Origin of the sequence: Actinomadura madurae, assembly GCF_047130825.1 — a bacterium.
GTDB classification, from domain to species: Bacteria; Actinomycetota; Actinomycetes; order Streptosporangiales; family Streptosporangiaceae; genus Spirillospora; species Spirillospora madurae.
In genome coordinates this window covers 9734389-9753417 of record NZ_CP083237.1, presented here as the reverse complement: position 1 = coordinate 9753417, position 19029 = coordinate 9734389, and the positions used below count along the sequence as shown (strand labels likewise).

The window sequence follows — 19029 nt, the reverse complement described above, 5'->3', positions numbered from 1 at the left end:
ATTGGTCAGATCAGCTCCAGGGGGTCGATCTGGACCCGCACTGTCTCCGTCGCCTTGCGCGCGCTGCGCACCCCCTGGGCCTCCTTCAGCGCGCGCGCCAGTTCGAGCCCCGCGGCCCGGGGCACGCGTATCAGGGCACGCTCCTTTTCCTGGACGTCGGCGCCCGCCTGCGGGACGGGCACGGGCCCGAGGACCTCCGCGCCGTCCGGCAACCGGGCGTCCGCCAGGAGCTCCCGTATGGCGGCGGGCGACGCGGTGAGCGACGCCATGCGCGTGGCGGGCGGGAACCCCGCCTCCTTGCGCTCGGCCAGCTCCCGCTCCGCGTACGTGACCGGGTCCCACCGGACGAGCGCCTGGACGGCGGGCAGCGCCCCCTCGGCGGCCACGATCACGGGCCCCTGCGGCCGGACGAGCGACGCCGCGTTCATCCAGCGCCGGAGCGTCTCCTCGCCCGCGCGCAGATCCGGCCGCCCGAGCAGCACCCAGCCGTCCAGCAGGAGCGCGGCCGTGTAGCCGCCGTCCGCGCGCGGTTCGGCTCCCGGGGTGGACACCACGAGGGCCCGTTCCGGGCCGATCTGGTCGAGGACGGCGTCCCGCCCGGACGTGCGTACCGCCACGCCGGGGAACGCCCTGCCCAGCTCCTCCGCCGTGCGTTTGGCGCCCACCACGACCGCGCGCACCTGGAAGAAGCCGCACTCGGGGCAGTGCCAGTCTCCCGCGATATGGCCGCACCAGCGGCAGTACGGGGCGGCGTGGGACGAGGCCAGCGCCAGCGGCCCCTGGCACGCCCGGCACTGGGCCGGCGTGCGGCACCGCCCGCACGCGATGCCCGGCACGTATCCGCGCCTGGGGACCTGCACGAGGACGGGACCGTGCTCCAGAGCCTGCCTCGCGGCCTCGAACGCGACGTTGGGCAGGCGAGCCGTGCGGGCGGCGGCGTCGCGGGCGAGCTGCGCGTCCTCCCCCACGTACCGGACGCGCGGCATCACCGCCCGGACACGTCCCCGGTCGGCGGCGAGCGTGTGCGCCCAGCCGGTCTCCACCAGCTGTGTGGCGTCGGTGGTCCTGGTGAACCCGCCGATCAGCGCTCCGGCGCCCGTCCTGTGCGCGCGCAGGGCCAGCACGTCGCGGGGATGCGGGTAGGGCGCGTGCGGCTCGGCGTGCACGTCGTCGCCGTCGTCCCAGAGCACGACCAGGCCGAGATCCGCGACGGGCGCGAACATGGCGGCGCGGGTGCCGACGACCGCCCGCGCCTTGCCGCGCAGCGCGGCCAGCCATCTGCGGTAGCGCTCCGCGGGCCCCAGCTCCGCCGTCAGGGCGACGTGCAGCCCCTCCCCCAGCTCCGCCTTCAGCGCCGCGTCGACCCGCGCCGCGTCGCGGCCGTCTGCGACCACGACGAGCGCACCGCGCCCAGCGGTGAGCGCGGCGGCGACGGCCCGCGCTATGGCGGCCGTCCAGCCGGGCCCCGGCAGTGCCGTCCACACGGCTCGCGGCGCCTTCCCAGCGGCCAGCGCGCTGAGGAACGACTCTCCGGCCGGGTAATCCAGCCAGGGGCCGGCGCCGGCCGGCTCGGGCGGGGCCGGCTCGCCCTCCGCCACCGGCTCGGCCTCCACGCGCGCGTGCCGGGGCGGGACGGCCAGCCGCAGGACGTCCGCGAACGTGCCCGCGTACCGAACGGCCACCTCCCGCACAAGCGCGGCGATCTCCGGCGTGAGGACGGGTTCGGGCGAGGTGACCCGCTCCAGGAACAGCAGCTTGCCGTCGTGATCGCTCTCGGCGACCCGCTCCAGCACGAACCCGTCGACCAGCTGGCCGGCGAAACGCACCCGCACCCGGCAGCCGGGGACGGCCTTGGCGTCCAGCTCGGCGGGCACCAGGTAGTCGAACGGGCGGTCCAGATGCGGGAGCGACATGTCGACCGCGATCCGCGCGACGGGCCGCTCCCCGGCCGGACGGCGCGCCCCCTTCTTGCCGGACTTGGCGGACTTACCGGGCTTCTTCGGCTTGTCGGCGGATGTCCGCGGAAGGGCGTCCAGCCCCGGGATCAGGTCCGTTCCCCCGCCGTCCTTGGTCACGCCCCCGTCCTACCAGATCGATCCGACAGGCGGTCCCGCGCGCTAGGGTTGGTCCGTCTGAACGGGGCGCGCACCGTTCCCGCCGGCCCATTGCCCGATGTCTCCCGCGCCCCTCGCCGTCCGTCGAGCCCATGCAGGCGAAGTGACCACAGCTCAAACCCCAGAGCGGACGGACGCCCCGGTCGAGTACGGGGCGTCCCGCCGTTCCACCACGACCTCCGCGGCCTCCAACTGGAAGAAGCGGGCACGCCACCCCGTCGTGGCCGCCACGCTGGCCGCGGGCGTGCTCCACCTGGTGTGGGCGCTCTTCCTCGCGACCGAGGGAGGCGACCTGGCCGCGCAGGCCGCGTGGACCGACTTCGTCTGGAAGCACCCCGACGCGGCGTACAGCTTCGCCTGGTACGGCGGGATGCACCCCGCCTCCTACAGCGTGATGTCGCCGCATTTGATGGCGCTGTTCGGCATCCGCACGGTCGCGGTCGTGACCGGCACGGTCTCCGCCGGGCTGACCGCCGCGCTGCTCAAGCAGTTCCGGGCCCCCGTCGCCCTGCCCGCGTCCCTCTGGGCCGCGTTCGCGCTGTCCTCTGGGCCGCGTTCGCGCTGTCGTGCAACGCCGCCTCCGGCCGCGTCACGTTCGGCCTGGGGCTGATGTTCGCGCTCATGGCGACCATCGCGGCGTTCACGCCGCGCGGCACCCCCGCCCTGCGCGCGGCCGGGATGGTCTGCCTGAGCGTGCTGGCGTCGCTCGCGAGCCCCGTCGCCGGCCTGTTCCTGCTCGTGCTGGCCGCCGCCCTGTTCCTGACCGGCCGCCGCCGCGCCGGCGTCTGCGTCGCCGTCGGCCTCCCCGTCGTGGTGGGGACGACGAGCCTGCTGTTCCCGTTCAGCGGCGTCCAGCCCATCTCCCTCACGGCGATCGTGCTGCCCGCCGTCACCGGGGTCATCGCGATCCTGACGTGCGCGCCCAAGAACTGGGCGTTCGTCCGGATCGGGGCCGGCGTCTACCTCATCGGGATCCTCCTGACCTGGCTGATCCCCTCCCCCGTCGGCAGCAACGTCGAGCGCCTCTCGCTGCTGTTCGGCGGGATGTTCCTGCTGTCGGCGGTCGCCCGCGCGCACGGGCGGGTCCGGATCGCGGTCCTGTCGGTGGCCTTCATCGTCACGGCGTCCTGGCAGGTCGTGAAGCCCGTCGACGACCTCATCCACACCGAGCCCGCCGACTCGGCCGCCGCCCACGCCCGCGGCCTCATCGCCGCGCTGGACGGCCTGGACGCCGAGCGGTCGCGCATCGAGGTCGTGCCGCTGCGCTCCCACTGGGAGTCGGCCGGCCTCAGCCGCCACTTCATCCTCGCGCGCGGCTGGAACCGCCAGGTCGACGCCGAGCGCCACGAGCTGTTCTACGAGGACGGCGCGCTGACGCCCGCCTCGTACCGCGACTGGTTGCACGAGTGGGCGGTCCAGTACGTCGTCCTGCCCGAGCAGGAGGTCGACTGGTCGGCGCAGGACGAGGCCGCCATCGTCGAAGGCGGCCAGCCGTACCTGAGCGAGATCTGGCGGGACGAGCACTGGCGCCTGTTCCGCGTGGTGCGGCCCACCCCGCTGGTCGACCGGCCCGCCTCGGTGCGCCACCTCGACGCCGGCGAGCTCGTCGTCGACATGCCCTCCGGCGGGTCGGCCCTGCTGCGGATCTCCTGGTCCCCCTGGCTCAGGGTCACCGGCGGGGACGCGTGCCTGGCGCGCGCGGGCGACTTCGTCAGGATGACCGCCAGCGCCCCCGGCCGCTACACCATCGCCGCCAGCTACGCCCTGCACCGCGGCAACCACTGCGGCTCCTGACGTCCCGCACGTCGAAGGGCCCCGGGGGACGTCCCCCGGGGCCCTTCGACGAGGCGGGTTACAGGCCGGCGGCGGAGGCCAGGTCCTTGGCGCGGTCGGCCGACTCCCAGGAGAAGTCGGGCTCCTCGCGGCCGAAGTGGCCGTACGCGGCGGTCTTCTGGTAGATCGGGCGGAGCAGGTCCAGGTCGCGGACGATCGCGGCGGGCCGCAGGTCGAACACCTCGTCGACGGCCTTCTCGATCTTCTCGGGGGCGACCTTCTCGGTGCCGAAGGTCTCCACGAACACACCGACCGGGTGGGCCTTGCCGATCGCGTAGGCGACCTGCACCTCGGCGCGGTCGGCGAGCTGCGCGGCGACGATGTTCTTGGCGACCCAGCGCATCGCGTACGCGGCGGACCGGTCGACCTTGGACGGGTCCTTGCCGGAGAACGCGCCGCCGCCGTGCCGGGCCATGCCGCCGTAGGTGTCCACGATGATCTTGCGGCCGGTGAGGCCGGCGTCGCCCATCGGGCCGCCGATCTCGAAGCGCCCGGTCGGGTTCACCAGCAGCCGGTAGCCGCCCGTGTCGAGGTCGAACTGGGCGAGCACGGGGTCGACCACGTGCTCCTTCACGTCCGGGGCGAGCAGCTCCTTCAGGTCGATGTCGGGAGCGTGCTGGCTGGACACCACGACGGTGTCGAGGCGGACCCCGCGGTCGCCGTCGTACTCGATGGTGACCTGCGTCTTGCCGTCCGGGCGCAGGTACGGGACGTCGCCGCTCTTGCGGACCGCCGAGAGCCGTTGCGCGAGCCGGTGCGCCAGCGTGATCGGCAGCGGCATCAGCTCGGGCGTCTCGTTGGTGGCGTAGCCGAACATCAGGCCCTGGTCGCCGGCGCCCTGCCGGTCCAGGTCGTCGACGCCCTCGCCCTCGCGGGTCTCGTAGGCGTCGTCGACGCCCTGCGCGATGTCGGGCGACTGGGCGCCGATCGACACCGACACGCCGCAGGAGTGGCCGTCGAAGCCCTTCTTGGACGAGTCGTAGCCGATCTCCAGGATCTTCTCCCGGATCACGCCCGGGATGTCCACATAGGTCTCGGTGGTGACCTCACCGGCCACATGCACCTGACCCGTCGTGATCATCGTCTCGACGGCGACCCGGCTCTTCGGGTCGTCCTTGATCATCGAGTCGAGGATCGCGTCGCTGATCTGGTCCGCGATCTTGTCCGGGTGCCCTTCGGTCACGGACTCGGAGGTGAACAGGCGGCGAGACACGTACGTGAACTCCTTGCAGCGGCTGCTGACTGACGTCGCAGGACGGATTTTTGTCGAGTCCGGCGGGGGAGCGCCGCCCCCCGCCGCGGTTCCCCACGGATGATAGGGCGCAAGTCTAGCGGGATCGCCGCCCGCCGCCGTCACGCCCGCGTGGCCACGGGTTTCAGGCGCGCGGCGACGAGATCCCAGACGACCTCGGCGAGCGCCTCCTTGGCGCCGCGCGGCACCTCGGTGAGCGAGCCGTCCGCGCCGAGGATCACCGCGGCGTTGTCGGGGCGCCCGAAGGCGAGGTCCTCGCCGACCTGGTTGACGACGAGGAGGTCGCTGCCCTTGCGGGCGAGCTTGGCGCGGCCGTTCTCCAGCACGTCGTCGGTCTCGGCCGCGAAACCGACGATCACCTGGCCGGGACGGCGGTCGGCCCCCAGCCCGGCCAGGATGTCGGGGTTCTTGGCGAGCCGGATCGGCTCCGGCTCCGCGCCCTCCGCCTTCTTGATCTTCGACCGGTGGTAGCCCTCCGGGCGGAAGTCGGCGACGGCGGCGGCCATCACGACCGCGTCGGCGGACGCGGCGGCGGCCACCACGGCCTTGTGCATCTCCTCGGCCGACCCGACGGCGACGATCTCGGCCCCGGCCGGGTCGGGCAGGGCGACGTTCGCGGCGACGAGGGTCACCCGGGCGCCGCGGGCCACGGCCGTGCGGGCGAGGGCGTAGCCCTGCATCCCGGACGAGCGGTTGCCGATGAACCGGACCGGGTCGATGGCCTCCCGGGTGCCGCCGGCCGAGACGACCACATGCCGGCCGGCGAGGTCGCGCCCGTCCGCGCCGCGCGCCAGGACGTGCCGCGCGACCTCGAACAGCTCCGCCGGGTCGGGCAGCCGCCCCGGCCCGGTGTCGGCGCCGGTGAGGCGCCCGGACGCCGGCTCGACGACGACGGCGCCGCGGTCCCGCAGCGTCGCCACGTTCGCCCGGGTCGCAGGGTGCTGCCACATCTCGGTGTGCATCGCGGGCGCGAACACGACCGGGCAGCGGGCGGTGAGCAGGGTGTTGGTGAGCAGGTCGTCGGCCAGCCCGTGCGCCGCCTTGGCGAGCAGGTCGGCGGTGGCGGGCGCGACGAACACCAGGTCGGCCTCCTGGCCGAGCCGGACGTGCGGGACGCCGGCGACGCCGTCCCACACCCGCGGCGAGACGGGCTTGCCCGACAGGGCCGCCCAGGTGGGCTCGCCGACGAAGCGGAGCGCGTCCTCGGTCGGGACGACGGTGACGTCGTGCCCCGACTCGGTGAGCCGGCGGAGCAGCTCGCACGCCTTGTACGCGGCGATTCCGGCGCTGACGCCGAGGACGACGCGCGGCTTGGGGGAGGTCATGGTGCCACGATGCCATCAGGCCCCGGGCGCCCGGGCGCCGGGGTCCGGGAGCCTCAGCCCTCGATGGGCTCGGCGTTCAGGAGGCCTTCGCGCGTCTCGCGGAGCGCGATCGACAGCGGCTTCTCCTGCACCTGGGTCTCGACGAGCGGGCCGACGTACTCCAGCAGGCCCTCGCCCAGCTGGGCGTAGTAGGCGTTGATCTGCCGCGCGCGCTTGGCCGCGATGCTCACGAGGCCGTACTTGGTGTCGACGACCTCCAGGAGCTCGTCGATCGAGGGGTTGGTGATGCCCTCATTGCTGGCTGCCACTCGGTGGCCTTCCACTAGGTCTAACGGCTACTGGTCAGCCATCAAGGCTAGCAGCTCGTCGCACACGCCTTGGACGGACGTGTTCACGAGCGTGATGTCGAACTCCTTCTCGGCGGCGAGCTCGACGCGGGCGGCGTCCAGCCGGCGCTCGATGACCTCGGGGGGCTCGGTGCCGCGGCCGGTGAGGCGGCGGACGAGCTCCTCCCAGCTGGGGGGAGCGAGGAACACCAGCAGCGCGTCGGGCATGGTCCGGCGGACCTGCCGGGCGCCCTGGAGGTCGATCTCCAGGAGCACCGGCTCGCCCTGGGCGAGGCGTTCCTCGACGGGCCGGCGGGGGGTGCCGTAGCGGTTCCCGGCGAACTCGGCCCATTCGAGGAGCTCCCCTTCGGCGACGAGCCGGTCGAAACCGGCGTCGTCGACGAAGAAGTACTGCACACCATCGGTCTCACCCGGGCGGGGGGCCCGGGTGGTCACCGAGACCGACAGCCACACCCGGGGGTGTGATCGCCGGATCTCGGCGACGACCGTGCTCTTGCCGACGCCCGACGGTCCGGACAGGACCGTCAGACGCCGCGCGAGCGGGCCATGCGGTTTGGAGCCTTCCGGCGCAGCGATGGGTGCGCCGGAGCCGGGCGGGATGGTGCCGGGCTCGGGTCGCCCCGAGCCGGCCGCGGCGGCCTGACCGCCGCGCCCGCCCGTGAGTCGCGCGTCAGCGGTTCGCACTTCCGCCGAACTCACGCTCCAGGGAGGCGCGCTGGTTGGCGCCGAGGCCCCGCACACGGCGGGACTCGGCGATGCCCAGACGCTCCATGATCTGCTTCGCACGGACCTTGCCCACACCGGGCAGGGACTCCAGGAGGGCCGACACCTTCATCTTTCCGATGACGTCGTCGGACTGACCCTCTTTGAGAACCTCGGCGAGCGAGGTTCCCCCGTGCTTCAGCTTGTTCTTAACCTCGGCCCGCTCCTTGCGAGCCTTGGCAGCCTTCTCCAGGGCTGCGGCGCGCTGTTCGGGGGTTAGGGGCGGAAGAGCCACGCCGGGTCACCTCAGGTTTCCACTCGACGGAGTCGGACGGGTTGGGAAACTAGCGAGTTCACCGCCCATTAGGCAACGTGAAGTGCCGTTTAGCCCGCCATAAATTCACGAAAATCACTCCTTGGAGTGTCCTGAATACAGAGTGTACCCAACTCGGGGCCTCCGGCGGCCCATCCCCCTGCCTTGCTGGGACTTTCGCATGATCGTGAAAATCCCCCCTTTCCGACCCCATATGCGGCACTTGGCACCGGCTCGCCGCTCCGGTTCCGCGGCTCTCCCGGGCCGTCCCGCCGCCCTCCCGGCACCCCGCCGGAGCGCTGCCGGCCGCCGCCGGGAGGCCCCCCACAAACGATCCCGACCGAGTGACGCTCATCACGCCACGCCGTTCCGCACGTCGCCGCGGGACCGTTACTGTCATCCTCGACAGCACCACCGCCAAGATCGCCCGTTCCGTCCCGGAGGACAGCGCCACCGCACCAGCTCCCCCGCCCGCCGCCAGGGCACCGTCATGGACGCGGAACCACCGGCCGGCCGCCGGCGGCGTTCCCGGCCCGGAATCGCCACTCCGCGTGAACGAGTTCGCCGTTCGCCGCGTATCCCAATGCGGTGGAGTCGGTCTCCGCATTCGCAGACGGCCAATCTCACAAAGCGCGATCCCGTGCGCCCAAGTTGATCCCCTGTCAAATAGCCGCGCACAAACAAGTTCTGCGCCCTGGCGCACCATTGGCCCCGCGCATGACGCGCCGAGGCGCGCGCCCGGCCGCCCGCGGCGCGGGCGCGGGGGCGGCTCAGGAGGTGCCGGCGGACGTCCTGCGGAGCGCCGCGGCGATGGCCGCCGCGGCGGCGCCGGGGTCGGGGGCGCCGGTGATGGGGCGGCCGATGACCAGGAGGTCGGCGCCGGCGGCGAGGGCGTCCTCGGGGGTGGCGACGCGGGCCTGGTCCTGGTTGCCGGAGCCCGCGGGGCGCACACCGGGGGTGATGAGGGTGATGCCGGGGCCGACCTCGGCGCGGACGGCGGCGGCCTCCTGCGGGGAGCACACGAGGGCCTGGGCGCCGGCGTCGACGGCGAGGACGGCGAGGCGGCGGACGGCGTCCGGGGCGGGCCCCGCCAGGCCGAGCGCGGTGAGGTCGGCCTCCCCGAGGGACGTCAGGACGGTCACCGCGGCGATCCTGGTGGCGGGGGCGGCCTCCACCGCCGCGCGGATCATGGCGGGCCCGCCGGCGGCGTGCACGGTCAGGTAGGACGGCTTGAGGCGGGCCACGGCGCGGGCGGCGCCGCGGACGGTGGCGGGGATGTCGTGCAGTTTGAGGTCCAGGAAGACCTGGACGCGGCTGGCGCCCCGGACGCTGGCGATGACGTCCGGCCCGTACCGCAGGTACAGCTCCAGGCCGACCTTGACGGTGGAGACGTGCGGTGTGACCAGGGTGGCCCAGCGCGCGGCCGTCTCCAGGTCGGGCGCGTCCAGCGCGACGGCGATGGGGGCGGAGGTCACAGCTTCTCCTTCTCGGGCTCTTGCGGGAGCACCTGGGGCGGGACGTACCCGGCGGGCTTGTGCGCGAGGCCGACCGCGTCGGCGAGGCGTCCGATGCGGCGGGCCGCGAGGGCGTCCTCCAGCTCGCGCAGGACGCGGGGTCCGGCCGCGGGGTCGTGGAAGACCGCGGTGCCGACGGCGACGGCGGACGCTCCGGCGAGGATGAACTCCAGGGCGTCCAGCCCGGTGGCGATGCCGCCGATGCCGATGATGGGCGTGCCGGGCAGGGCGGCGTGCACCTGGTAGACGCAGCGGACCGCGATCGGCCGGATCGCGGGCCCGGACAGACCGCCCGACACGCCGGTGAGGGCCGGGCGCAGCGTCAGCGGGTCGATCGCCATGCCCTCCATGGTGTTGATCAGGGCGAGGCCGTCGGCGCCCGCGTCGACGCAGGCGAGCGCGATCGTGACGATGTCGGTGACGTCGGGGGCGAGCTTGGCGAAGACGGGGACGCCGGGGCGGGCGTGGTCGCGGACGGCCCGGACGACGGCCGCGGCGGCGGCCGGGTGCCAGGCGAACATGCGCCCGCGGTCCTCGACGTTCGGGCAGGCGATGTTGACCTCGATCGCGGCGACGCCCGGGACGTTGCGGAGGCGGCGCGCGAGGTCGCCGTACTCCTCCACGCTGTTGCCCGCGACGGACACGATCGTGCGGACGTCCTGCTCCATGAGCCACGGGAGGTCGCGTTCCAGGAAGGTCTCCACGCCCGGCCCGGGCAGGCCCATGGCGGTGAGGAGGCCGCTGGGCGTCTCGGTCACGCGCGGGGTGGGGCGTCCGGCGCGGGCCTGGGCCATCACGGACATGGTGACGAAGGCGCCGAGGCGGGACAGGTCGAAGAACTGGGCGAGCTCCCGTCCCGTCCCGCCGCATCCGGAGGCCGTCAGGACGGGGTTGGGCAGTTCCAGGGGTCCGAGGGTGGTCTTGACCCGGTCGCTCACTGGGAGCCCCCTTCGGTGACGCTCAGGACGCGCGGCGCGCCCAGCGCGTCGAACGGGATGGTTCCGAGGTCGCCCCAGCGGACGCGGTCGCCGCGCAGGACGGGCCCGTCCGCGCAGGCCCGGACCATGCGGGTCACGCCGTCCTCGCCGTGGACGGGCAGCATGCACGTCATGCACACGCCGATGCCGCACGCGCCGGTCTCCTGGAGGAACTCCTCGACCGACACCTGCGAGGGCAGGCCGAGGTCGCCGGCGACCTGCGTGACCGAGCGGAGCAGGGCGGTGGGGCCGCAGCCGTAGACGACGTCGGTGCCGGTCTCCTCGATGACGCGCGGCAGGACGTCGCGGACGGTGCCCTTCTCCCCCATCGACCCGTCCTCGGTGGTGACGGTCGAGCTGTCGCCGATGCGCTGCGCCATGCGGGAGCCGAAGACCTGCTTGGCGGACGGCCCGCCGAGCACGAAGTGCACCTGGCAGCCGCGCCGCAGCAGCGTGTCGGCGAGCGCGAACACGGCCGCGCCGCCGGGGCCGCCGCCGACGAGCAGGCAGCTGACCGGGTCGCGGGGCAGCCGGAACGGGCGGCCGAGCGGCCCGACGAGGTCGAGCTGGTCCCGGGAGCGGCGGCCGGCCAGCCAGCGGGTGCCGGGCTCGGTGCCGGCGAACACCAGCTCGACGGTGCCGCCGTAGTCGGACTTGACCTCGTGCACCCCGAGGCAGCGGCGGACCAGGCGGGAGGTGTGCTCGCCGCCGACCGCGAGCGCCACGAACTGGCCGGGCCTGAACCGCTCGGCGATGGCGGGGGCCACCAGCGTGATCGCGTGGTAGTCCTGCACCTGGCGGACCGTCAGGACCGTCGCCGACGTCTGCACCGGTGTGTCGGACACCCGTCTCCCTCTCCTCGTCGTGCGCCGGGCGCGGGCGGGCGGGGCCGCCCGTCCGCGCCCGGCCCCTGTCACCCGGGCGCCACGGCACCGCCGCCGTCCGCCGCCGGGGTGCCCGCGCGCCCGTGAGCGCCGCTGAGCCGCTCGGCGTGCTCCTGGAGGGAGCGGACGCCGACCTGGCCGCCGGCGACGGCCTCGATGCCCTGCACGGCCGCCGCGAGCCCCTGCACGGTCGTCACGCACGGTACGCCTCGCAGCACGGCCGCGGTACGGATCTCGTAACCGTCGAGCCGCGGCCCGGACTGGCCGGGGCTGCCGAAGGGAGTATTGACGATGAGGTCGACCTCGCCGTCCAGGACGCGCCGCACGATCGTGGGCTCGCCGGACGGGCCCGGACCCTCGCTGTGCTTGCGCACGATCTTGGCACGCACGCCGTTGCGGCGCAGGACCTCCGCGGTCCCTTCCGTGGCAAGAATCTCAAAGCCCAGGTCAGCGAGGCGCTTCACCGGGAACACCATGTGCCGTTTGTCCCGGTTCGCCACGGAGACGAACGCGCGTCCCTTGGTCGGCAGCGAGCCGTAGGCGGCCTGCTGCGACTTGGCGAACGCGGTGCCGAACACCTCGTCGATGCCCATCACCTCGCCGGTCGAGCGCATCTCCGGGCCGAGGACGGTGTCGACGCCCTGGCCGAGCTCGTTGCGGAACCGGTCGAAGGGCAGGACGGCCTCCTTCACCGCGATGGGCGCGTCCAGCGGCAGGCTCCCGCCGTCGCCCGTCTCCGGCAGCAGCCCCTCGGCGCGCAGCTCGGCGATGGCGGCGCCCATCATGACACGGGCCGCGGCCTTGGCGAGCGGCACCGCGGTCGCCTTGGAGACGAACGGGACCGTCCGGGACGCCCGCGGGTTGGCCTCCAGCACGTACAGGACGCCCGCGGACAGCGCGTACTGGACGTTCATCAGCCCGCGCACCCCGACGCCCTTCGCGAGCGCCTCCGTCGACTCCCGGATGCGGCGGATGTCGTCGTGCCCGAGCGTGATGGGCGGCAGCGCGCACGCCGAGTCGCCGGAGTGGATGCCGGCCTCCTCGATGTGCTCCATCACGCCGCCGAGATACAGCTCCTCGCCGTCGTACAGGGCGTCGACGTCGATCTCGATGGCCTCGTCCAGGAAGCGGTCCACGAGGACGGGGTGTTCAGGGCTCGCCTCGGTGGCGCGGGCCATGTACGACTCCAGCGTGGCGTCGTCGTACACGATCTCCATGCCGCGCCCGCCCAGCACGTACGAGGGCCGGACGAGGACGGGGTACCCGATCTCGGCGGCGATCTCGCGCGCCTCCTCGTAGGAGGTGGCGGTGCCGTGCTTGGGCGCGAGCAGCCCGGCCCTGTGCAGCACGCGCCCGAAGGCGCCCCGCTCCTCGGCGAGGTGGATGCTCTCCGGGGAGGTGCCCACGATCGGCACTCCCGCGTCCTTGAGCTTCTGGGCGAGCCCCAGGGGCGTCTGGCCGCCGAGCTGGACGATGACGCCCGCGACCTCACCCGACCGCTGCTCCGCGTGGACGACCTCCAGCACGTCCTCCAGCGTGAGCGGCTCGAAGTAGAGCCGGTCGGAGGTGTCGTAGTCGGTGGAGACCGTCTCGGGGTTGCAGTTGATCATCACGGTCTCGTAGCCCGCCTCGGCCAGCGTGAACGACGCGTGGACGCAGGAGTAGTCGAACTCGACGCCCTGGCCGATGCGGTTCGGCCCGCTGCCGAGGATCAGCACCTTGGGCTTGGCGCCCGGCGGCACCTCGGTCTCCTCGTCGTAGGCCGAGTACAGGTACGGCGTCCGCGCCTCGAACTCGGCGGCGCAGGTGTCCACGGTCAGGTAGACGGGGCGGACGCCGAGCGCGTGCCGCAGCTCCCGGACGACCTCCTCGGAGAGACCGCGCAGCTCGCCGATCTGCGCGTCGGAGAACCCGTGCCGCTTGGCGCGCAGCAGCTTGTCCCTGGTGAGCGCGTCGTCCGCCGTGCGGATCTCGTCGGCGATCTCGTTCACCGCCGCGATCTGGTCGAGGAACCAGGGGTCGATGCCGGTCGCCTTGTACAGCTCCTCGATGCCCGCTCCGGCCCAGAGCGCGCGCTGGACGTCCTTGAGGCGTCCGTCGTGCGGGCGCTTCGCCGACTCGACCAGTGCTTCGGCGTCGGCGTCGCCCGCCCAGCTGAACGACGAGCCCTTCTGCTCCAGCGACCGCAGGGCCTTCTGCAGCGCCTCGGTGAAGCAGCGCCCGATGGCCATGGCCTCGCCCACCGACTTCATGTGCGTGGTGAGCGTGCCGTCCGCGCCGGGGAACTTCTCGAACGCGAACCGGGGCACCTTAACCACGACGTAGTCGAGCGTGGGCTCGAACGACGCGGGCGTCACCCGGGTGATGTCGTTCGGGATCTCGTCCATCGTGTAGCCGATCGCCAGCTTCGCCGCGATCTTGGCGATCGGGAAGCCGGTGGCCTTGGACGCCAGGGCCGACGACCGCGACACCCGCGGGTTCATCTCGATGACGATCATCCGGCCGGTGCCGGGGTGCACGGCGAACTGGATGTTACAGCCGCCGGTGTCCACGCCGACCTCGCGGATCACCGCGATCGCGACGTCCCGCATGTTCTGGTACTCGCGGTCGGTCAGCGTCAGGGCGGGCGCGACCGTGATCGAGTCGCCGGTGTGCACGCCCATCGGGTCGAGGTTCTCGATCGAGCACACGATCACCACGTTGTCGTGGCGGTCGCGCATGACCTCCAGCTCGTACTCCTTCCAGCCGAGGATCGACTCCTCCAGGAGCACCTCGCCGGTCGGGGACGCGTCGAGGCCAGCGCCGGCGATGCGGCGCAGGTCGTCCTCGTCGTGGGCGAAGCCGGACCCGGCCCCGCCCATCGTGAACGACGGCCGGACGACGACCGGGTAGCCGAGCTCGCCGGCGGCCGCCAGGCACTCGTCCATCGTGCGGCAGATCAGCGACCGGGCGGACTCGGCGTTCAGACCGTGGTCGCGCGCGACCTTGGCGACGACGTCCTTGAACCGCTCCCGGTTCTCCCCGGCCTGGATCGCGTCCACGTCGGCGCCGATCAGCTCGACCCCGTACTGGGCGAGGACGCCGCCCTCGTAGAGCGCGATGGCGGTGTTCAGGGCCGTCTGGCCGCCCAGGGTGGGCAGCAGCGCGTCCGGCCGCTCCTTGGCGATGATCTTCTCGACGACCTCGGGGGTGATCGGCTCGACGTAGGTCGCGTCGGCGAACTCGGGGTCGGTCATGATCGTGGCCGGGTTGCTGTTGACCAGCGTCACCCGCAGGCCCTCGGCCTTCAGCACCCGGCACGCCTGGGTCCCGGAGTAGTCGAACTCGCAGGCCTGCCCGATGACGATCGGCCCGGAGCCGATGACCAGGACGGACTTCAGGTCTTCACGGCGCGGCATTCTTCGACGCCTCCATCAGGTCGCAGAAACGGTCGAAGAGCCCGGACGCGTCGTGCGGGCCCGCGGCCGCCTCCGGGTGGTACTGCACGCTGAACGCGGGCCGGTCGAGGAGCCGCAGCCCCTCCACGCAGCCGTCGTTGAGGTTGACGTGGCTGACCTCGGCGCGTCCGTACGGCGTGCCGAACGGGCCGTCCGTCGGCGCCTCCACCGCGAAGCCGTGGTTGTGGGCCGACACGTCGACCTTGCCGGTCGTCCGGTCCTGGACGGGCTGGTTGATGCCGCGGTGCCCGAACCGCAGCTTGTAGGTCCCGAGCCCGAGCGCGCGGCCGAAGATCTGGTTGCCGAAGCAGATCCCGAAGAACGGGGTGCCCGTGTCGAGGACGCCCCGCAGCGCGTCCACCGCGTAGCCCGCGGCGGCCGGGTCGCCGGGGCCGTTGGAGAAGAACACGCCGTCCGGGTTCAGGGCGAGGATGTCCTCCGCGGTGCTGGTCGCCGGAAGGACGTGCACCTCGCACCCCCGCTCGGACATGCGGTACGGCGTCATCGACTTGATGCCGAGGTCGACGGCCGCGACCGTGTGGCGCTTCTCCCCCATCGCCCGGACGACGTAGGGCTCGGGAGTGGTGACGTCCCGGGCCAGGTCGGCGCCTTCCATGGACGGGCTCTGCCGGACGCGTTCGAGCAAGGCGTCCGCTCCAGGCCCCACGGCGTCCGCCCCGCTGAAGATGCCGGCGCGCATCGCGCCCTTGTCGCGCAGGTGGCGGGTCAGCGCGCGCGTGCCGGAGACGGCGATCCCCACGATCCCCTGGTCGCGCAGCGCGGACCCCAGCGAACCCGTGGCACGCCAGTTGGAGGCGACACGCGCGGGCTCGCGCACGACGTACCCGGCCACCTGGATGCGGCGCGATTCGGGATCCTCGTCGTTGACGCCGGTGTTGCCGATGTGCGGGGACGTCATGGCCACGATCTGGCGCGCGTACGAAGGGTCGGTCAGGGTCTCCTGGTAGCCGGTCATGCCGGTGTTGAAGACCATCTCGCCGAAGGTCTCCCCCTCGGCGCCGTACGCGACCCCGTAGAACGTCCTACCATCTTCGAGAACCAGCAGTGCAGGCTTGGAAGCCTCACACATAGTTTCACCTTCTGCTACCATTTGATTACTGATCGCGAGAGCCAGGCGATTCGGTGTGCACGACCGCCCCGGGGCCCGGGGTGGCAGCGCGGGGAGCCCTCCAGGCGTTGGCCGGGGTGATGAACCGCGAACCATCTGGCGACAGCCGGAAACCGCGGCCATGCGCCGCGGGGAGGTCAATGGAGCTTCCCTTCGAGGACGGTCGGACGGCCGCGCAGGAAGGTCGCGATGACCCTGCCGGGCAGTTCGAGCCCGGCGTACGGGCTGTTGCGGCTCTTCGAAGTGAAGCCCGACGGGTCGACCATGGCGCGAGGCGACGGGTCGTACAGCGTGATGTTGGCGGGCGAGCCCACCTCCAGCGGACGGCCCTGTCCGGAAAGGCGGCCGATGCGGGCGGGACGGGCGGACATGCGGTCGGCGACCCCGGCCCAGTCGAGCAGGCCGGTCTCGACCATGGCCTCCTGGACCACCGGGAGCGCCGTCTCCAGGCCGATCATGCCCATCGCGGCCACGGCCCACTCGGTCTCCTTGGCCTCGACCGGGTGCGGGGCGTGGTCGGTGGCGACGCAGTCGATCGTCCCGTCGGCGAGGGCGTGCCGCAGCGCGGTGACGTCGTCGGCGGTGCGCAGCGGCGGGTTGACCTTGAAGATCGGGTCGTAGGACCCGGCCTTGCCGTCGTCGAGCAGCAGGTGGTGCGGGGTGACCTCGGCGGTCACCGGGCAGCCCTTGCTCTTCGCCCACCGGATGATCTCCACCGATCCGGCCGTGGACACGTGGCACACGTGCAGCCGCGACCCGACGTGCTGGGCGAGCAGCACGTCCCGGGCGATGACCGCCTCCTCGGCCACGGCGGGCCAGCCGCGCAGGCCGAGCGCGGCCGACATCTCGCCCTCGTTCATCTGCGCGCCCTCGGTGAGGCGCGGCTCCTGCGCGTGCTGGGCGACGACGCCGTCGAACGCCTTCACGTACTCCAGCGCGCGGCGCATGATGACCGCGTCCGACACGCAGTGCCCGTCGTCGGAGAAGACCCGCACGCCCGCGGCGGAGTCGGCCATCGCGCCGAGCTCCGCGAGCTGCTCGCCGGCGATGCCGCGCGTCACGGCCCCGACGGGCCGGACGTCGCAGTACCCGGCCTCGCGCCCGAGGCGCCACACCTGCTCGACCACGCCGGCCGTGTCGGCGACCGGGTCGGTGTTGGCCATCGCGTGGACGGCGGTGAACCCGCCCATCGCGGCGGCCCTCGTCCCGGACTCGACGGTCTCGGCGTCCTCGCGGCCCGGCTCGCGCAGGTGGGTGTGCAGGTCGACCAGCCCTGGGAGGGCCACCAGGCCCGCGGCGTCGACCACCTGCGCCCCGGCCTCGTCCAGTCCGGTGCCGACGCCGGCGACGGCGCCGCCGCGGACGAGGACGTCCGCCGCCTCGCCGCCGAGGATCCGGGCGCCCCTGATGATGTACGTCGTCACTGGGAGACCTCCTGGCCGATGGCGGGCTCGGACCCTCCGAGCAGCAGGTAGAGGACCGCCATGCGGGCGCTGACGCCGTTGGCGACCTGCTCGACGATCGTGGACCGGACGGAGTCGGCGACCTCGGCGGCGATCTCCACGCCGCGGTTCATCGGCCCCGGGTGCATGACGATGGCGTGGTCGGGCAGCTGCGCCATGCGCTCGGCGTCCAGCCCGTACCGGCGGCTGTACTCGCGCACGGTCGGGAAGTAGGAGGCGTTCATCCGCTCCTGCTGGACGCGCAGCATCATGATGACGTCGCTCTTCGGGATGACGCCGTCCAGGTCGTAGGAGACCGAGCACGGCCAGGTGTCGACCGCGACCGGGAGCAGGGTCGGCGGGGCGACCACGGTGACGTCGGCGCCGAGCGTGGCCAGGAGCAGGACGTTGGATCGTGCCACCCGGCTGTGCAGCACGTCGCCGACGATCGTGACCCTGCGGCCGTCCAGGCCGCCGAGGCGCTTGCGCATCGTGAACGCGTCCAGGAGCGCCTGCGTGGGGTGCTCGTGCGTCCCGTCGCCGGCGTTGACCACGCTGCCCTGCACCCACCCGGCGAGCCGGTGCGGCGCCCCCGAGGCGCCGTGCCGGACGACGACGCCGTCCGCGCCCATCGCCTCCAGGGTGAGGGCCGTGTCCTTCAGGCTCTCGCCCTTCGACACGCTGGACCCCTTGGCGGAGAAGTTGATGACGTCCGCCGACAGCCGCTTCGCCGCGGCCTCGAACGAGATGCGCGTGCGGGTGGAGTCCTCGAAGAACAGGTTGACGACCGTCCGGCCGCGCAGCGTCGGCAGCTTCTTGATGGAGCGGCCGGCGATCTGCGCCAGCTCCTCGGCGGTGTCGAGGACGAGCAGCGCGTCGTCCCGGCTGAGGTCGGCGGCGGAGATCAGATGGCGGTTCATTCGGCACCCCCCGTCGGGCCGAGCAGCACCGCGTCGCGCCCGTCGTTCTCGTCCAGCAGGACCTTCACGGTCTCCCGCATCGAGGTGGGCAGGTTCTTGCCCACGTAGTCCGCGCGGATCGGCAGCTGCCGGTGCCCGCGGTCGACCAGGACGGCGAGCTGGACGGCGCGGGGCCGGCCGAGGTCGTTCAGCGCGTCCAGCGCGGCGCGGACCGTCCGCCCGGAGAACAGCACGTCGTCGACGAGGACGACGACCTTGTCGTCGACGCCCCCGGCGGGCAGCTCGGTGCGCCCGAGCGCGCGGGCCGGGCGCATCCGCAGGTCGTCCCGGTACATGGTCGCGTCGAGCGAGCCCCAGGGCACCGGGCGGCCCTCGACCTCGCGCAGCGCCCCGGCGAGCCGCTCGGCCAGCGTCACGCCGCGGGTCTGGATGCCGAGCAGCAGGACGTCGTGGCCGCCCTTCGTCCGCTCGAGGATCTCGTGTGCGATGCGGGTGAGCGCGCGCCTGATGTCGGGACCCTCCAGAACGGCCTTGGGCCGGGGGTCACCGTCCGCCACGCGCGCCCCCGCCGGCCGTTCCGGCCTGGAGGCAGCATTCACCACCGAAACCTCCTTTCCCGCCTCACGGGACGGGCCTTAAAGGACGTTGTGTCCTGCCCACGGTAGCAGCCGGGCGCGCCTGCCCGGTCCCCGGCCCGCCCCGTGTCTTCGCAGGTGAGAGGCGTCACATTCGGGGGTCCGCACGGCGGCGGCCCGGGAGCGTGACGGCGCCGCCACGCCCCGCCCGCACGGCGCGGGGACGATCCGGACGGACCGGATCGAGTCCTGCGGATTCGACCGC

Annotated in this window: 16 protein-coding genes; 2 read left to right on the top strand and 14 right to left on the bottom strand. The window is 73.2% G+C overall.

What is annotated here, in order from left to right; translation table 11 throughout:
- Nucleotides 1–5 precede the first annotated feature (5 nt).
- Nucleotides 6–2075, bottom strand: coding sequence for a primosomal protein N' (locus K8Z49_RS45715; RefSeq protein ID WP_412517030.1), 2070 nt, complete (start codon nucleotides 2073–2075; stop codon nucleotides 6–8).
- A gap of 142 nt (nucleotides 2076–2217) precedes the next feature.
- Here K8Z49_RS45715 and K8Z49_RS45710 point away from each other — a divergent pair, with 142 nt between their 5' ends.
- Nucleotides 2218–2724, top strand: a complete 507-nt coding sequence (locus tag K8Z49_RS45710; RefSeq protein ID WP_412517029.1) for a hypothetical protein — start codon at nucleotides 2218–2220, stop codon at nucleotides 2722–2724.
- Nucleotides 2725–2735: 11 nt separating this feature from the next.
- Nucleotides 2736–3908 (top strand): MFS transporter, encoded by a 1173-nt coding sequence (locus K8Z49_RS45705; RefSeq protein ID WP_412517028.1) that lies wholly within the window; start codon nucleotides 2736–2738, stop codon nucleotides 3906–3908.
- Nucleotides 3909–3966: 58 nt separating this feature from the next.
- On the opposite strand, the gene metK is transcribed toward K8Z49_RS45705, so the two are convergent.
- The 13 genes from metK to pyrR form a co-directional block, all read right to left on the bottom strand.
- The gene (gene metK, locus K8Z49_RS45700) at nucleotides 3967–5160 is read right to left on the bottom strand and encodes a methionine adenosyltransferase (protein WP_021597643.1); all 1194 of its coding nucleotides are present in this window, start codon (nucleotides 5158–5160) and stop codon (nucleotides 3967–3969) included.
- Between the two features lie 140 nt (nucleotides 5161–5300).
- Entirely contained in the window at nucleotides 5301–6524 is a 1224-nt protein-coding gene (gene coaBC / locus K8Z49_RS45695; RefSeq protein ID WP_111833071.1) for a bifunctional phosphopantothenoylcysteine decarboxylase/phosphopantothenate--cysteine ligase CoaBC, read from the bottom strand.
- Between the two features lie 53 nt (nucleotides 6525–6577).
- Nucleotides 6578–6832, bottom strand: coding sequence for a DNA-directed RNA polymerase subunit omega (gene rpoZ / locus K8Z49_RS45690; protein WP_021597645.1), 255 nt, complete (start codon nucleotides 6830–6832; stop codon nucleotides 6578–6580).
- 27 nt (nucleotides 6833–6859) lie between these two features.
- Nucleotides 6860–7447 carry a guanylate kinase gene (gmk, locus tag K8Z49_RS45685; RefSeq protein WP_052357909.1) on the bottom strand — a complete coding sequence of 196 codons (588 nt, stop codon included), beginning with the start codon at nucleotides 7445–7447 and terminating at the stop codon, nucleotides 6860–6862.
- 94 nt (nucleotides 7448–7541) lie between these two features.
- On the bottom strand, nucleotides 7542–7868 hold the full coding sequence (mihF, locus tag K8Z49_RS45680; RefSeq protein WP_021597647.1) for an integration host factor, actinobacterial type: 327 nt from the start codon (nucleotides 7866–7868) through the stop codon (nucleotides 7542–7544).
- 788 nt (nucleotides 7869–8656) lie between these two features.
- Nucleotides 8657–9361 (bottom strand): orotidine-5'-phosphate decarboxylase, encoded by a 705-nt coding sequence (pyrF, locus tag K8Z49_RS45675; protein ID WP_024936275.1) that lies wholly within the window; start codon nucleotides 9359–9361, stop codon nucleotides 8657–8659.
- Nucleotides 9358–10338: a dihydroorotate dehydrogenase gene (locus K8Z49_RS45670; RefSeq protein WP_021600321.1), complete on the bottom strand. Its 981-nt coding sequence runs from the start codon at nucleotides 10336–10338 to the stop codon at nucleotides 9358–9360. The genes pyrF and K8Z49_RS45670 overlap by 4 nt, the downstream gene beginning before the upstream one ends.
- Nucleotides 10335–11222, bottom strand: a complete 888-nt coding sequence (locus tag K8Z49_RS45665) for a dihydroorotate oxidase (protein WP_024936276.1) — start codon at nucleotides 11220–11222, stop codon at nucleotides 10335–10337. Before K8Z49_RS45665 ends, K8Z49_RS45670 begins: the two co-directional genes overlap by 4 nt.
- 68 nt (nucleotides 11223–11290) lie before the next feature.
- On the bottom strand, nucleotides 11291–14659 hold the full coding sequence (gene carB, locus K8Z49_RS45660; RefSeq protein ID WP_024936277.1) for a carbamoyl-phosphate synthase large subunit: 3369 nt from the start codon (nucleotides 14657–14659) through the stop codon (nucleotides 11291–11293).
- Nucleotides 14646–15788: a glutamine-hydrolyzing carbamoyl-phosphate synthase small subunit gene (carA, locus tag K8Z49_RS45655; RefSeq protein WP_083597215.1), complete on the bottom strand. Its 1143-nt coding sequence runs from the start codon at nucleotides 15786–15788 to the stop codon at nucleotides 14646–14648. The genes carB and carA overlap by 14 nt, the downstream gene beginning before the upstream one ends.
- Before the next feature lie 176 nt (nucleotides 15789–15964).
- A complete protein-coding gene (locus K8Z49_RS45650; RefSeq protein ID WP_021597995.1) occupies nucleotides 15965–17251 on the bottom strand; it encodes a dihydroorotase in 1287 nt (428 codons plus the stop codon).
- Complete coding sequence (locus K8Z49_RS45645; protein WP_021597994.1) at nucleotides 17248–18189, bottom strand: aspartate carbamoyltransferase catalytic subunit; 942 nt, start codon at nucleotides 18187–18189, stop codon at nucleotides 17248–17250. Before K8Z49_RS45645 ends, K8Z49_RS45650 begins: the two co-directional genes overlap by 4 nt.
- Nucleotides 18186–18746 carry a bifunctional pyr operon transcriptional regulator/uracil phosphoribosyltransferase PyrR gene (gene pyrR / locus K8Z49_RS45640; protein WP_021597993.1) on the bottom strand — a complete coding sequence of 187 codons (561 nt, stop codon included), beginning with the start codon at nucleotides 18744–18746 and terminating at the stop codon, nucleotides 18186–18188. Before pyrR ends, K8Z49_RS45645 begins: the two co-directional genes overlap by 4 nt.
- Between the last annotated feature and the right edge of the window lie 283 nt (nucleotides 18747–19029).

What these genes read in the sequence shown, in the direction of transcription:
- K8Z49_RS45705 (WP_412517028.1), top strand. Translation starts at nt 2,736, where the DNA reads ATGGCGACCATCGCGGCGTTCACGCCGCGCGGCACCCCCGCCCTGCGC.
- coaBC (WP_111833071.1), bottom strand. Translation starts at nt 6,524, where the DNA reads ATGACCTCCCCCAAGCCGCGCGTCGTCCTCGGCGTCAGCGCCGGAATC.
- carB (WP_024936277.1), bottom strand. Translation starts at nt 14,659, where the DNA reads ATGCCGCGCCGTGAAGACCTGAAGTCCGTCCTGGTCATCGGCTCCGGG.
- carA (WP_083597215.1), bottom strand. Translation starts at nt 15,788, where the DNA reads ATGTGTGAGGCTTCCAAGCCTGCACTGCTGGTTCTCGAAGATGGTAGG.
- K8Z49_RS45645 (WP_021597994.1), bottom strand. Translation starts at nt 18,189, where the DNA reads ATGAACCGCCATCTGATCTCCGCCGCCGACCTCAGCCGGGACGACGCG.